Origin of the sequence: Paenalicyclobacillus ferrooxydans, from assembly GCF_001399675.1 — a bacterium.
GTDB classification, from domain to species: Bacteria; Bacillota; Bacilli; order Alicyclobacillales; family Alicyclobacillaceae; genus Alicyclobacillus_B; species Alicyclobacillus_B ferrooxydans.
Window position 1 is genome coordinate 1 of sequence record NZ_LJCO01000005.1, and the last position, 13,806, is coordinate 13,806.

Below are 13,806 nucleotides of genomic sequence, written 5' to 3' on the forward strand. Positions count from 1 at the left end.
GAAGTCCCTGATACGAGCGGTTATAAAGAAAATTGAAGTCGAACCCAATCGGAAGGATATTAAGAAAATCACCTTCTGGTTCGACTATGACGACGCTTTACTACTTAGTAAGACGGGGGGAACCGTACCACAAGTAGTGTTACCGGCTCAGGTCGCGATTCGCCATATTCGTTCCAAACCACCAACCACCTCGGTGTCACAAGTGACTTGTACGGCAGCATTTTGTGGGAATCCGCGTATGATACCCGACTCTTCTGTGGGAAACTATGCAAATCTGGAAGCGGGTCCTTAGGGCAGGATAGTTTCGAGAAGGTGGTTGGTTCTGGTGTTGAAAAAACGATGGCTGGTCGCAATCTGTGCATGGGTTTTGATGGCTTGCCCCACTTCGGTTTCTGCAGCAAACCGAACCGAACATTATAGCCAACCCATCAAAGTGATGAGCTACAACATTCACTTCGGTGTTGGAGCCGAAGGCTACAATCTAAGGCGGACCGCGAAGGTGATCCGTCAATCACAAGCCGATATCATTGGCCTGCAAGAGGTAGACGTGCATTATAGTGAGCGGTCACACTATGAGGACCAAGTCAGAAGGCTCGCTCGGAATCTCCACATGCACTATGCATACGCGCCGATATACGACTTTGCTCCGACAGACGGCTCGAAAAATCGAAGGCAAAGCGGCGTAGCAGTGTTGTCTCGTTATCCCATTCTGGCGTCTCACAGCCATCTGCAAACCAGACTCTCCACAGAGGAGCCGAATCCCTCGCCGAAGCAATTGCCTGGCTTCCTCGAGACGGTCATTCAGGTGGATGACAAGCCGGTGACGGTCTATAACGCACATCTCGATTACCGGGACGACAGACGCATTCGAGAAATTCAGGTTTCTGAGATGATGAAGATCATGGCAAAGCGTCCCGATACCCAATTTGTCCTCGGGGACTTTAATGCAGCGCCTGGCCAACTCGAACTCGCCCCGTTGTTCAAGGATTATCGGAACACATTGGGGTCTTGTCAGCATGATTGCTACACGTTCCCGGCTGATCACCCAAAATGGCAACTGGATTACGTCATGGTAACCCCGCAAGTCGAGGTAATAAAGGCAAGCGCTGTACCCGAAGATAAGGCTTCGGATCACCGGCCGGTACTAGCAACTGTGCGCGTGCCTGTCTGAAGTAACAGTGGATCTGAAAACCAGTCACCCACTGGCAGTTCCTGAACCTGTCGTATAACAAATTTCGGGACGACAGCAGAAACAAACAGTTATCGACATGTGGTCCATCGTATGGTTGTTATGAGGTGATAGATATGACTGATAGCGACCTTCAATTTTTACCGAGATGGACCACAAAACAAGCCGCTGATATGGCGAACATCTCAAATCAGATGATTCGAAAATATGCTCAGGTGTTGAGCAGTGAGTGCAATTATGAGTTTCAGACGATTAACGGTCGGGATAGAAGGTACTGTGATCACGACATCACTCTGTTCATCGAAATGAAACGATTAAGCGATGAGACGGGTATGGTCATAACGCATATCGCGCAAATGGTCTACGACATGTACAGTGTGTCAGACGATGAAGACAGCAGATATGCGGAGTCGGAAATTGCAGCCTCTGAGGAGAGCACTGATATCGAGCCCCGGTATCCTGATGATTTGAGTGCCATTGTCACTCGAGCTAGTCGGCAATTTTGGCAAGCAGCGAGAGAAGAGATCGTGCAAGATGTGCGCGGGGTCATACGCGAAGAAGTACGGGCTGAACTCCAAACTGAAATGGATGGCTTAAAACAGCATTTGACCCACGAGTTACAAGCCGTAAGAGATGAAGTGGCAGCAAGTCATGAACAGGAACGTAAGCCGTGGTGGAAATTTGGAAAGTGATATACGTTACGTTGCCTTCCGTCAGTGTTAGGAAGATATACGCCTATGCTGGATTTGCAAGCCCTGTCATGAGTTTCGGAGACAGGGCTTTGTCATGTCGATAGATTCGTTTCTATGAATTATCTCACGGCATGATAAATCGGTACAAAATGATATGCACGACAGCTGAAAACAAAATCGTTCCTGTCCACCAAGAAGCCTTATCGGTCAGTCCGTAGGTGCTGATAAAATAGGCGGCATAAATGGAAATAAGCATTTGTACACTCGCCATCACCAGTCCAGGATTCCATCTCTTTCGACGGATTGCCTGTTCAATATGTGTCGAACAGTTCATCATGCTGAAGGTAATGATCAGCAGACCGAACCCGAGATGATATAAAGACAAGAGTCCAAACAGAATAAAGGCGATCCAAACGAAGATGATGTTGATCCAAAAGATCTTACCGTCAGTTAGACGTTCCTCTCCGTCTGGTAACTCATATAAGACATGATTGATATAATCCTTGAATCCACCCGGCCAGAAATGTTCCTCAGTTTGATGGAAAAGATACAGCGGGATGTTTACAAGTGCCCAGAAGATTGCTTGACTGGGTTGAAAAGTCATGCAGAGCCAGACAGCCACGGCGATGCCAAGCACCGGAGAAGCCTTTGCCCAGTTTTGTCGTCTGGATAAAAGAGCGACCATATAGGGCCTCCTAGTTGGTAGAATGATCACCATTATATAAATGAATCTTTGTGAATTACAGGTAAATCATCCATGAATCAGCATCTGGTCCAGGTGGAATTGGGATGATATGCGGGGTCAAGTCTATTCGAAGAGCGGCTTCTATCCTGCGGTTTCCTGTTATTTTCAGACTCGTTGTAACGTATATATGTAACATATTTTCGACTCATTCCGCCATTTGCGAGAGAGGAGGGGGAGAAATGCTGCATATTGTGGTGTGTATCAAACAGGTCCCAGACAGTCGTGAGATCCGTATTGATCCAAAAACCAATACGTTGATCCGCCAAGGTGTCCCAGCAATTGTAAACTACTACGACCTGCATGGTCTTGAGGAGGCCTTAAGAATTAAAGACGAGTTTGGCGCTCGTGTAACGGTGATTACAATGGGTCCGCCGTCTGCAGAGAAAGCTCTTTGCCAGTGTGTGTCTATGGGGGCTGACGAAGGCGTTCTCGTCAGTGACAGAGCCTTTGCCGGTGCGGATACGTTGGCGACCTCCTATGTTTTGGCGCTAACGATTCAAAAAGCAGAGGATACATGGGGTCCTGTCGACATGATTTTTTGTGGGAAACAAACGCTTGACGGTGACACAGGACAGGTAGGTCCGGGGATTGCTTGCAGACTCGATATGGACCAATTAACTTACGTAGAATTATTTGAAAGTTTAGATATTGAAAAACAAGAGGTTGTTGTTCGCCGTCATCTAGAGGATGGTGTGGAACGTGTTCGAGCCCGATTACCCGTACTCATTACCGCACTTGACATCCTAAACCGGCCTCGGCGCGCAAGTTTACCTGGCGTCCTGCGGGCAGCACGGTACAAGCCGATTGTCTGGACCACCAATGATTTTTCAAACCTGGATCGTTCGAAAATTGGTCTGAAAGGCTCTCCAACCATCGTTTCCAAGACTTGGGTCCCCGAGCCAAAACAGGTGAACACCGAGTACGTCGACTCCGCAAACGTTGTTGCTGCGGCAACCGATTTACTGAATCGACTGTATGCCACTGAATTGCCGCAGAAACTCGGCTGGAGTTGAGGAGGCAGAAGAAATGGCAGAACGGACTGGAAAGCGAAAACCCATGATTGGCCTGCAGCCCGAAGGTGATATCGACTGGTCTTCGTACAGGGGTGTAATGGTGTTTGTTGAACAGCGTAATGGGCAGGCAAAACCCGTGTCGTGGCAGCTCATCGGGGAGGCGACCAGATTGGCCGCTAAACTGAATGTGAAGGTCATGGCCCTCGTCATTGGCTGGCAGGTTTCAGAGTTAGCCGAGGAGTCCATCTATCACGGAGCTGATGAGGTCTATGTTTGTGACTCCAAGGAGCTTGAGCACTACAGAACCAGGCCCTACAGTCGGGTTTGCTTGCATGTCATTCGAAAGTATAAACCTGAGATTGTTCTCATGGGTGCCACCAATACAGGGCGCGATCTCGCTGGGGCTATTGCTACGCATTTACCAACTGGTCTGACAGCTGACTCTACGCAGCTTGACGTAGATGAAGAACGCTTACTGTTGGCGAGTCGTCCGGCCTTTTCTGAGAAGATGCTTGCCACGATTCTGTGCAAACAGTTTAAACCGCAAATGGCAACGGCACGTGCCGGGGTATTTGAACAATTGCCCAGAGATACGACGCGAACGGGTGAAGTCATCCAGGTTCCACCTCAGATGGACCCTGGCGAAATCGCAACGGAAATGATTGAATTTCTGGAGACAAAGGGGTCCGTCAACTTAGCCGAAGCAGAGGTTATCGTTGCCGGAGGGAGAGGTCTTGGCGGTCCGGCTGCCTTTGAGATGTTAAAAGAGTTGGCAGACGAACTCGGGGGTGTCGTAGGAGCATCGCGTGCGGTGGTTGATTTGGGCTGGATTGGGCATGACCACCAAGTAGGTCAGACTGGAGTTACTGTTCGGCCAAAATTGTACTTCGCTATCGGCATATCAGGAGCCGTTCAACACGTCGTTGGAATGCAGAATTCTTCGTACATCGTCGCTATCAACAAAGACGCGAATGCACCAATATTTAAGATTGCAAATTATGCTATTGTTGGTGATTTGTTTCAGATTATACCTGCAATTATACAAGCCGTTCGAACGCGTAAGTTGGAACGACTCCAGCTATTAAAATACTAAACCCTGATTTTCCTAGCCATCAGTGGGTAACACCATTCCATCCGTTTACGGTGGAGGAACCTCAATTCCTTATGACAGGAGATAAGTCCGATGGCAGATGAACGGTTCGATGTCATTGTGGTTGGCGCTGGTCCTGCTGGCACCGCAGCAGCCTACACGATAGCCAAAGCAGGATTAAAAGTTGCGTTGATTGAGCGAGGAGAGTTTCCAGGTGCAAAAAATATCTTTGGCGGTGTTCTGTATCGCAAGCAGTTAGAGGATCTCATTCCTGAGTTTTGGAAAGAAGCTCCACTCGAACGCACGATTATTGAACAGCGATTATGGGTTCTTGGAGAAGATAACACATTTCAGGTCGCCTTTCGAGATGGAAGATTCCAAGACCCGCCGAACTGTTGGACGGGACTGCGTGTGAAGTTTGACCAGTGGTTTGCAAGCAAAGCGGAGCAGGCGGGTGCGGTTCCGATTTACGAAACCGTGGTGACCGAGTTGTTGCGTGACGTCCACCGAGTGGTCGGGGTTCGAACCGACAGAGTTGACGGAGACCTCTACGCAAACATTGTCATCATTGCTGACGGTGTGAACTCTTTGCTCGGGAAATCACTGATGGTTCACCGGGAATGGAACCCCGATCAGGTATCACTTGCAGTGAAAGAAGTTATTTCGTTACCGAAGCAGACCATTCAAGATCGCTTCAACTTGGAGGACAATGAAGGTTGTACAATTGAACTGATTGGCCAGATGAGCAAAATGGCTGGCTTGGGGTTTCTTTATACCAATAAAGACACCTTATCCCTCGGAGTTGGCGTTATGGTCAGCGATTTGCAGAAAAAGCGCGTCAAACCGTATGAGGTGTTAGACAGTATTAAACGCCATCCAATGATTTCACGGCTGATTCAGGGCGGCGAGGTGAAAGAGTATTCCGGCCACTTGATTCCGGAAGGAGGATTTGATTCCATCCCGCCGCTCGCTGGAGACGGCTGGATGATATGCGGCGACGCAGCACAAATGGTGAACGCGGTTCATCGCGAAGGGACGAACCTGGCAGTCACATCAGGAAGACTAGCCGGGGAAACCGCAATTGCAGCACATCTTAGAGGGGATTTTTCATTTGGTACTCTTGATGACTACAACACAGCTATCCGGGCCTCTTTTGTTCACAAGGACTTGAAAAAATATCGCGGTGTGCACAGTTTGTTGGGATTTGGTGATTCGGAGAAGTTGTTTGACAAGCTGCCGGAGAGTTTGAACGAAGCCATTTATCAAATGCTGTTGGTTGACGGAGTACCGAAAAAGGACAAACAAAAAATGGCCATGCGTCTCTTGCGCGACGCTGCGGGCGGCAACCTTGATTTGCTTCGTTTAGGCATTAAAGGTTGGAGGGCGATGAATGGATGAGTCAGACTATTGAAGAGCGGCTTTACACCATTCGGTATAAAGCGGATGACAAGTCCCACCTGATTATTACCGACCACAATGTCTGTGAAAATTGCCGTGACAAGCCGTGCAATCACTTCTGTCCCTCTGACGTTTATCTGTGGCACGATGTAGAGCGAATGACCTCTGTAGCATACGAGAACTGCATTGAGTGCGGGACGTGTCGGTTAGCCTGTCCATATTACAATATCGAATGGGTGTACCCGAAAGGTGGCTATGGGATTACCTACCGATACGGATAATGCAGGTGAGAAATCCATATCAACTTGGCCAGGTGACCGCCTACCTTTGGTACGATTGCCTGGCCGTTTACATAGGCACAAGACATGGAATGGGTGCTTTGGGCAGACGTGAACAAATCGGTCTTGCAACAATCCGGACTCGGAAGTGATGGGATTTTCTTCATGCGATCCGGTTTCAGTACCAGCCCCGGTGTCACCTCGGATTTCTGGCTCGGCGACCAACTAGAGAGAGTGTCCAAATCGGGATGGATAGCTCCAGTTCTTGATTCGTCTGTTATGATTGGAAATGCTGGTTGATCATCGATAGTCCCGGAGCAATCTGATCCACAAAGAATTTTCCACATCTTTTCGACAGGTGGGCGAAGGAACCCTCGTAATGTGTATCAGGTCGCAGGGAACAGTAAATTCTGTTAGAGACCATTCGTATCATTCCCTTTTTAGCTCGGACATAGTGGAGGCGATTGCAACGTTATTTAATGAATTTGAACTCAGTGATGCAACCAAACGATCTTTAGAACAGATGGGTTTTGAGTCGGCTACAGCAATTCAGGCAGACACAATTCCAGTTGCACTGGAAGGACGTGATTTGATTGGACAGGCCCAAACCGGCACAGGAAAAACAGTCGCGTTTGCCATTCCTTTGGTAGAGCGAATTGATTCATCAAACACGGAAATTGGTGGACTCGTTCTGACTCCCACGAGAGAGCTCTGCATTCAGGTTGCAGAGGAAATTTCCAAAGTAGGCCGTTTTAAATCGATTCGAGTGTTATCTATCTATGGCGGGCAGGATATCGGGCGGCAGATCCGGGCTCTTCGAAATCGGCCGCATATCATCGTTGCAACTCCAGGACGTTTGATAGATCACTTGAATCGAGGGACTGTCAAGCTTCAATCCGTTCAAATGGCCGTGCTCGATGAAGCCGATGAAATGCTCGATATGGGATTTATCGAAGACATTGAAGGGATTTTGAATCAATGTCCACGAGAGCGGCAGACTCTTCTCTTCTCGGCGACGATGAAGCCGGGTGTGAAGACGCTGGCAAAGAAGTTTATGCACGACTCTGTACACATTGCAGTGAAGGCACAGGAAGTGACCGTACCGCTGATTGAACAGGTTTACTACGAGGTTCATGAGCGGCAAAAGTTAGATGTGTTGACTCGACTGCTTGATATCCAGAATCCGGAACTGGCGATTATCTTTGGTCGTACCAAACGCCGTGTTGATGAATTGATGGGCGCGCTGCAAACGCGGGGTTATCTAGCAGATGGTTTGCATGGTGATATGAGCCAGGGGCAACGGGACGCAGTCATGCGTAAATTCCGCGACGGAGGCATTGAAGTCCTGGTCGCGACGGACGTCGCTGCGAGAGGTCTCGATGTATCCGGTGTAACCCATGTTTTCAACTTCGACATGCCGCAGGATGTAGACAGTTACGTTCATCGGATCGGCCGAACGGGGAGGGCTGGCATGACTGGGTTGGCAGCGACCTTTGTCACACCCCGCGAAATCGAACATCTGCATCAAATTGAACGTGTTACGAAACGCCGCATTGAACGGCGTCCACTGCCCACGGTAACGGAAGCCAGAATGGGCATGCAACGCATGGCCATGGAACAGCTCATGAAGGTCGTGAACGAAGATGACCTAGGTGGTTACCGCATTATGGCGGAAGAGCTGCTCGAGGAATATGACTCGATTTTGCTCGTGTCGGCGGCACTGCGAGCCATGTCGAAGACGAATCGGGAGATCCCAATTACACTGACGGAGGAAAAGCCGCTCCGGGTTAAGAAACCGCCTCGTTTTGGCGGTGGGAACCAGCGCAGGGACAGCCGCTTCCATGGCTACCCGCAAGCCCGTGAATCGAGACATTACCGAAACCGTGATGCATCAGGGAGAGACTCTCGACGAGAGAAATAGTGCCCAGTGCACGCTCACCGGTTTGTGATTGAGCGTACGCGTACAGGCCATCGACCCATTCGTTATAGGCGGCTAAGACAGCTTCAGTGTTTCGTTTTGCACTGTCTCCTTGCTGAGGCAAAGTCTAGGCCGCCTGGGCCGTTGTCCTCCTGTCAAATTCATCGGCAATTCCGTCAAGCATGTTGTTGCACGGAATTTACTGCACTATAATTTTGGTTATTAACAGAAATTTCATAAAATTAATGAGGGGGGTGATCGGTGTGGCAACTGCTGAAGACCGGATGGCGCGCGGCGGTGACCAGAATGCCCGTTTGGAGACCTTCACGATAAACGTTGATGGGCAAAAGGCAACGGCTCGTGATGGAGATACAGTTCTTCAAGTGTTGAATGCTGCAGGCATCGAGTTACCACAGGTCTGCTACCATTCGTCTCTTGGCCCCATCGAGACCTGTGATACGTGTATTGTCGAGGCAGGTGGAGCACTCGTTCGTGCCTGTTCTTTGCCGGCAAAACCAGGGTTAGCAGTCCGCACGAGAGCGGTTGCTGCCGACATGGCCCGCAAAGAGGCGATGGACAGGATCTTGGGCAATCACGAGCTGTATTGCACGGTCTGCGACAACAACAACGGCAATTGTACGATTCACAACACAGCTTCAATGATGAAGGTCGAGCACCAAACCTACCCCTTTCAGAAAAAGCCGTATGAAGCTGACCACTCTAACCCATTTTACCGGTATGATCCTGACCAATGTATTCTTTGCGGGAGGTGCGTCGAGGCTTGCCAGAACCTGCAGGTGAGCGAAGTGCTGTCCATTGATTGGAGTAGAGAAGTACCCCGGGTTATCTGGGATAACGATGCAGCCATTAACGACTCATCGTGCGTGTCCTGCGGCCACTGTGTCACGGTGTGTCCATGCAATGCGCTGATGGAGAAATCAATGCTCGGCGAAGCTGGCATCATGACAGGCATCGAACCGGCTACAAAAGAGAAAATGATTGATTTTGTAAAGCAAACGGAACCTGGCTATGGGCCCGTTTTTGCAGTGTCTGAGTTAGAATCGACACTTCGAGAGTCATTGATTAAAAAGACAAAGACCGTGTGCACCTACTGCGGTGTAGGGTGCAGTTTTAATGTCTGGACCAAAGGGCGAAAAATACTGAAGGTTGAGCCGCACATTGAAGCACCGGTAAACGGTATCTCCACATGCGTGAAAGGCAAGTTCGGCTGGGACTTTGTGAACAGTCAGGACAGGTTGTTGCACCCACTCATCCGCCGTGGCGATCGCTTTGAAACCGCTTCCTGGGACGAAGCCCTTGATTACGTGTCTTCCAAACTGAGGGAAATCCGTAGTGAATACGGGCCGGATTCGATTGGCTGCATTTCATCCTCCAAGTGCACCAACGAAGAAAACTACTTGATGCAGAAGTTTGCCAGGGCTGTCATGGGCACCAACAACATCGATAACTGCTCTCGCTATTGCCAAGCGCCGGCCACATTTGGATTGCGCAGGACAATGGGGTACGGCGGTGATACCGGTTCAATTTCAGACATTGCACAGGCAGACCTAGTGCTGATTGTCGGTGCCAACCCGGCGGAGTCCCATCCGGTGCTGTCTACGCGGGTACGTCGCGCGCACAAGAAAAACGGACAAAAGTTGATTGTTTCGGACCTGCGCAAGAATGATATGGCTGAACGAGCTGATCTTTTTATTCATCCAAATCCAGGCACAGACCTGGTATGGCTGTCTGCGGTAACCAAGTACATTGTCGATCAGGGCTGGCATGATGCGGAGTTTCTGAACAGCAGAGTCAACGGTCTCGAGGTCTATTTGCCTTCCCTTGAACAGTACACACTTGAGCACGCATCTGCAGTGACAGGTATCTCCCAAGAGCAACTCATCCAAGTAGCAACAATGATTCGAGACTCTAAGCGGTTTTGTATTCTTTGGGCGATGGGTGTCACCCAACATGTCGGCGGAAGTGAAACGAGCACGGCCATCTGCAACCTGCTTCTCATTACAGGTCAGGTTGGGCGCCCGGGGACGGGGGCCTATCCACTCCGTGGGCATAACAATGTGCAGGGAGCAGGTGATTTCGGCTGTGCCCCGGACGTATTCCCTGGCTATGAGCCAGTTGCGGATGAAGCCATTCGCAGCAAATACGAGAAGCACTGGAATGTGAAGCTGCCGACTGAAAGAGGGCTCAACAATCATCAGATGGTGGACGCGATTCACGAAGGAAATCTTCGTGCGATGTACCTAATGGGAGAAGACATGACACTTGTTGACGCGAACGCAAACTACGTGCAGTCCGCGTTTGAAAAACTTGAGTTTCTGGTCGTCCAGGACGTCTTCTTCAGTAAAACGGCACAATACGCCGATGTCATTCTGCCTGCCAGTCCGAGCCTTGAAAAAGAGGGTACCTTCACAAACACGGAGCGGCGTATCCAACGTTTGTATCAGGTGCTCGATCCGCTTGGCGAATCCCGCCCAGATTGGCGGATCCTTCTTGAAATGGCGAGGCGCATGGGGGCAACTTGGGACTATCAACACCCGAGTGAGATTATGGCTGAAGCAGCTGCCGCAGCGGGGATGTTTGCGGGGGTCTACTATGATCGGCTTGAAGGATATCAGAGCCTGCAGTGGCCTGTACGTCCCGACGGCTCAGATTCGCCGCTTCTGTACATGAATGACTTCCCGCTTGAAGGCGGGAAGGCTCGACTCATCCCGACACAGTTCTTTGAGCCGGTCTGCTGGACGGACCCATCGGAGTACGACCTTCACTTAAACAATGGGCGGATGCTCGAACACTTCCATGAAGGAAATTTGACATATCGAGTGAGCGGGATCGCAAAAAAGGTTCCGACGACCTATGTTGAAATCTCCCCAGAACTCGCCTATGAGCGTGGGGTTGAGAATGGGACGCTGGTTCGAATCGTCTCTCAGTACGGTGCGGTGCGAGTGAGAGCTGTGGTGACAGACCGTGTTCAGGGAAAGGAATTGTACCTCCCAATGAACTCGTCGAAGCACGAGGAAGCAGTCAATTACCTGACGGGGAATGCAACTGACAGAAACACAAATACACCGGCTTACAAGGAAGTGTCCGTGCGAATGGAGGTTCTGAATGAGAAAGGGCCATCACCGATGAAGCAGGGCAACTACCGCCTCGGGCATAAAAATCCGTTGCCTGGCGTCCAAGTGGAACAGAAGTGGGCGCGCAAGGACTACCAACCGATTGTGAAGACACCGGTGACAGATGAGGATTCCACAAAGGGGGCTGACTGACAGATGGGGCAACCGCTATCCACCGTTCCCCAAGAGGTATTCAGAAACGATGAGGCGGTCACTCTCCCCGGAGGGGCCGAACAGGCAAAGGCTGTCGAAAAGGTCGTCCGCTTATGTGAGGCACTCGACAACGCAGGCTGGCTTGATGTCTTCATCAGCGTTGTGGAGCAGCGAAACGCGTTGCTTTCAGTGTTAGCCGATGAAGCCGCCAAACCAGCAGCAGTGCAAGCGGTAAAGAGTATTGTCGGCTTAGGTCAAGCAGTGACAAGTGTAAACTCAGATGCACTGACAGCAGCGATGCAGGGTATCTCTAACGGACTCAATCACATCGGGCACGACGGACTGGAAGTTAAAGGGATCTGGGATGTCTTAAAGGCATCTCGCGATCCAGATGTCAGCCGTGCCTTTTCAGCCATCCTGACGGTCCTCAAATCCATGGGAGAACACCTGCAAAATCTAAATCCGTGACTTCGTCTTCCCGTCAGTATCTCTGTAAATCGGCAAAAGTTGAACAGGCGTTGGACCGTTCCGAAGGAGCAGCTGTGTAATATGGTAAAATACAGAGACCGACACCCTCAGGGGCCGGTCTCTTCCATGTTATCTTGGAAAGTTTCTAGATGAGACTTGCAGATATGAATTTCGGGTAAGATTTATGAGCAGTTCCATAGCGGGGTGAGGAAATTGGCTGTGAACCGGCCATTCACAAGGGACCTTCCGGTCAGTACGAAGCGAACCATCGTGCGGTACACGGGAGAGTCCAAAGTGGAGTTGGAAGACGCGATTGCAACTGAATATGCACTCACCATCTTCGTCAATGATCAAGAGATGGCAACGGTTGTCTGTACACCGGAGCATCTCGACGATCTGGTGATTGGGTTTTTGTTCTCCGAAGGCGTGATTCGGGACATCCGTCAGTTAGAAGACATGACGGTAAACCTCCATGCGGGTAAGGCTCGTGTGAAGACATCCACCACCGTGAATTTCAACCAGGCTTTCTACAATAAACGATACATCGGATCGTGTTGCGGAAAGAGTCGGCAATCGTTCTATTTTTACAATGATGTCCACACCGCAAAGCGGGTTGAAGATAAAACTCAACTTTCACCGCTTGATGTGCTGACTCTGGTCAATCACATGGAAGACTCGGCGAACCTGTTTCAGGAGACGGGAGGGGTTCACGTCGCAAGTCTGTGTGATTCGGATGGGATTATCGAAACCCGAATGGACATCGGTCGTCACAATGCACTGGATAAACTATACGGACACGCCGTTCGGGCGGGTGTGAGCCTTGACGGCAAGGTCATCACCTTTAGTGGCCGTCTGTCCTCAGAGGTTGTTCTGAAGGTCGGGAAGATCGGCGCTGCAATTGTTCTTGCGAAATCAGCGCCAACGTCACTTGCAATCGACATTGCTGATGAGCTCAATATCACCGCTATCGGTTTTGTTCGCAACGGTTCTTTCAATGTGTACACCCACCCTTGGCGTGTCATCGATGGAAGAGCCGAGGAGAGCCAGTAGCCCAATTTGGCTGTGGACAGTCACAAAACGATAACTCCTTTCGGACTCTATAGTGTAATGGAGTTGAATGCAGAAGCTTCAGCTCGTTACAGAAAGGGGACCGAAAAGATGAAACACGAGTACCGATTGGTCAAAGTGGCGAAGTCGGACGGCCCAAATGCTCAGACGGATCCGAATCGGCTTGGTGGTGGTCATCTGCCAGGTGAGCGACAAGACCGGGAAGTCTGGATTGAGCAACCAACACGACAGTCGCATCCCGGCCGTTGGATAGCAGGTATCGCAGCCGTTCTCTTGATTGTCGTGATGGCGGTATGGATGACTCATGTTTCAGGTGCCATCCATCAATTAAATCAGACTACTGCAGCGAATTCACATATGCTTCAGCAACAATCCACTCAGTTATCCGGTATCCGCGCCAGCTTAAACTTCATCAGTCAACAGATCACCCATTTGCAGAACCAGATTCAGTACGATTTTTCGCTTGCAATGAGTTATTTCACACACCACTAATTCGGGGTGACTGAAGGGGCGGCTTATAAAGCCGCCCCCGCCATGGTGCGCCCGGCATGGGCGATAACTTGGCGGTGCAAGTCCGCTGCGGAGGTTGGCTGTTACCAACCGCTAGCCAAGAGCAAGGGTGCCGACCGTGAGGTGGGATCTGGAGGAAGCTGGAGGCAA

At 50.3% G+C, this 13,806-nt stretch carries 12 protein-coding genes and 1 pseudogene; 12 read left to right on the forward strand and 1 reads right to left on the reverse strand.

What is annotated here, in order from left to right; all coding sequences use genetic code 11:
- From AN477_RS25335 to AN477_RS00110, 3 genes and pseudogenes are all read left to right on the forward strand, one after another.
- Positions 1 to 292: pseudogene (locus AN477_RS25335) on the forward strand (hypothetical protein); the annotation flags it as partial.
- A 33-nt stretch (positions 293 to 325) separates the two neighbouring features.
- Positions 326 to 1,171, forward strand: a complete 846-nt coding sequence (locus AN477_RS00105; RefSeq protein WP_054967164.1) for an endonuclease/exonuclease/phosphatase family protein — start codon at positions 326 to 328, stop codon at positions 1,169 to 1,171.
- Between the two features lie 134 nt (positions 1,172 to 1,305).
- Positions 1,306 to 1,881 carry a MerR family transcriptional regulator gene (locus AN477_RS00110; protein WP_054967165.1) on the forward strand — a complete coding sequence of 192 codons (576 nt, stop codon included), beginning with the start codon at positions 1,306 to 1,308 and terminating at the stop codon, positions 1,879 to 1,881.
- Positions 1,882 to 2,005: 124 nt separating this feature from the next.
- Here AN477_RS00110 and AN477_RS00115 read toward each other — a convergent pair whose 3' ends face one another.
- On the reverse strand, positions 2,006 to 2,566 hold the full coding sequence (locus AN477_RS00115) for an HXXEE domain-containing protein (RefSeq protein ID WP_054967166.1): 561 nt from the start codon (positions 2,564 to 2,566) through the stop codon (positions 2,006 to 2,008).
- 239 nt (positions 2,567 to 2,805) lie between these two features.
- Here AN477_RS00115 and AN477_RS00120 point away from each other — a divergent pair, with 239 nt between their 5' ends.
- The 9 genes from AN477_RS00120 (at position 2,806) to AN477_RS00160 (ending at position 13,638) form a co-directional block, all read left to right on the forward strand.
- Positions 2,806 to 3,639 carry an electron transfer flavoprotein subunit beta/FixA family protein gene (locus AN477_RS00120; RefSeq protein ID WP_211265929.1) on the forward strand — a complete coding sequence of 278 codons (834 nt, stop codon included), beginning with the start codon at positions 2,806 to 2,808 and terminating at the stop codon, positions 3,637 to 3,639.
- Between the two features lie 13 nt (positions 3,640 to 3,652).
- The gene (locus AN477_RS00125) at positions 3,653 to 4,732 is read left to right on the forward strand and encodes an electron transfer flavoprotein subunit alpha/FixB family protein (RefSeq protein ID WP_083485792.1); all 1,080 of its coding nucleotides are present in this window, start codon (positions 3,653 to 3,655) and stop codon (positions 4,730 to 4,732) included.
- Between the two features lie 90 nt (positions 4,733 to 4,822).
- On the forward strand, positions 4,823 to 6,127 hold the full coding sequence (locus AN477_RS00130; RefSeq protein ID WP_054967167.1) for an FAD-dependent oxidoreductase: 1,305 nt from the start codon (positions 4,823 to 4,825) through the stop codon (positions 6,125 to 6,127).
- Positions 6,124 to 6,408, forward strand: a complete 285-nt coding sequence (locus tag AN477_RS00135) for a ferredoxin family protein (protein ID WP_054967168.1) — start codon at positions 6,124 to 6,126, stop codon at positions 6,406 to 6,408. The genes AN477_RS00130 and AN477_RS00135 overlap by 4 nt, the downstream gene beginning before the upstream one ends.
- A gap of 451 nt (positions 6,409 to 6,859) precedes the next feature.
- Complete coding sequence (cshA, locus tag AN477_RS00140) at positions 6,860 to 8,326, forward strand: degradosome RNA helicase CshA (protein ID WP_483823600.1); 1,467 nt, start codon at positions 6,860 to 6,862, stop codon at positions 8,324 to 8,326.
- Between the two features lie 281 nt (positions 8,327 to 8,607).
- Positions 8,608 to 11,610, forward strand: a complete 3,003-nt coding sequence (gene fdhF / locus AN477_RS00145) for a formate dehydrogenase subunit alpha (RefSeq protein WP_054967175.1) — start codon at positions 8,608 to 8,610, stop codon at positions 11,608 to 11,610.
- A gap of 3 nt (positions 11,611 to 11,613) precedes the next feature.
- On the forward strand, positions 11,614 to 12,078 hold the full coding sequence (locus tag AN477_RS00150; RefSeq protein ID WP_054967169.1) for a helical membrane plugin domain-containing protein: 465 nt from the start codon (positions 11,614 to 11,616) through the stop codon (positions 12,076 to 12,078).
- Positions 12,079 to 12,297: 219 nt separating this feature from the next.
- Entirely contained in the window at positions 12,298 to 13,128 is an 831-nt protein-coding gene (gene fdhD, locus AN477_RS00155; protein ID WP_054967170.1) for a formate dehydrogenase accessory sulfurtransferase FdhD, read from the forward strand.
- Between the two features lie 108 nt (positions 13,129 to 13,236).
- Positions 13,237 to 13,638: a hypothetical protein gene (locus AN477_RS00160; protein ID WP_157061732.1), complete on the forward strand. Its 402-nt coding sequence runs from the start codon at positions 13,237 to 13,239 to the stop codon at positions 13,636 to 13,638.
- The last annotated feature ends 168 nt before the right edge of the window (positions 13,639 to 13,806 follow it).

Bases quoted from the DNA above. Each gene is read 5' to 3' on its own strand.
- AN477_RS00110 (WP_054967165.1), top strand. From the start codon at position 1,306: ATGACTGATAGCGACCTTCAATTTTTACCGAGATGGACCACAAAACAA.
- AN477_RS00115 (WP_054967166.1), bottom strand. From the start codon at position 2,566: ATGGTCGCTCTTTTATCCAGACGACAAAACTGGGCAAAGGCTTCTCCG.
- AN477_RS00120 (WP_211265929.1), top strand. From the start codon at position 2,806: ATGCTGCATATTGTGGTGTGTATCAAACAGGTCCCAGACAGTCGTGAG.
- AN477_RS00125 (WP_083485792.1), top strand. From the start codon at position 3,653: ATGGCAGAACGGACTGGAAAGCGAAAACCCATGATTGGCCTGCAGCCC.
- AN477_RS00130 (WP_054967167.1), top strand. From the start codon at position 4,823: ATGGCAGATGAACGGTTCGATGTCATTGTGGTTGGCGCTGGTCCTGCT.
- AN477_RS00135 (WP_054967168.1), top strand. From the start codon at position 6,124: ATGAGTCAGACTATTGAAGAGCGGCTTTACACCATTCGGTATAAAGCG.
- fdhF (WP_054967175.1), top strand. From the start codon at position 8,608: ATGGCGCGCGGCGGTGACCAGAATGCCCGTTTGGAGACCTTCACGATA.
- AN477_RS00150 (WP_054967169.1), top strand. From the start codon at position 11,614: ATGGGGCAACCGCTATCCACCGTTCCCCAAGAGGTATTCAGAAACGAT.
- AN477_RS00160 (WP_157061732.1), top strand. From the start codon at position 13,237: ATGAAACACGAGTACCGATTGGTCAAAGTGGCGAAGTCGGACGGCCCA.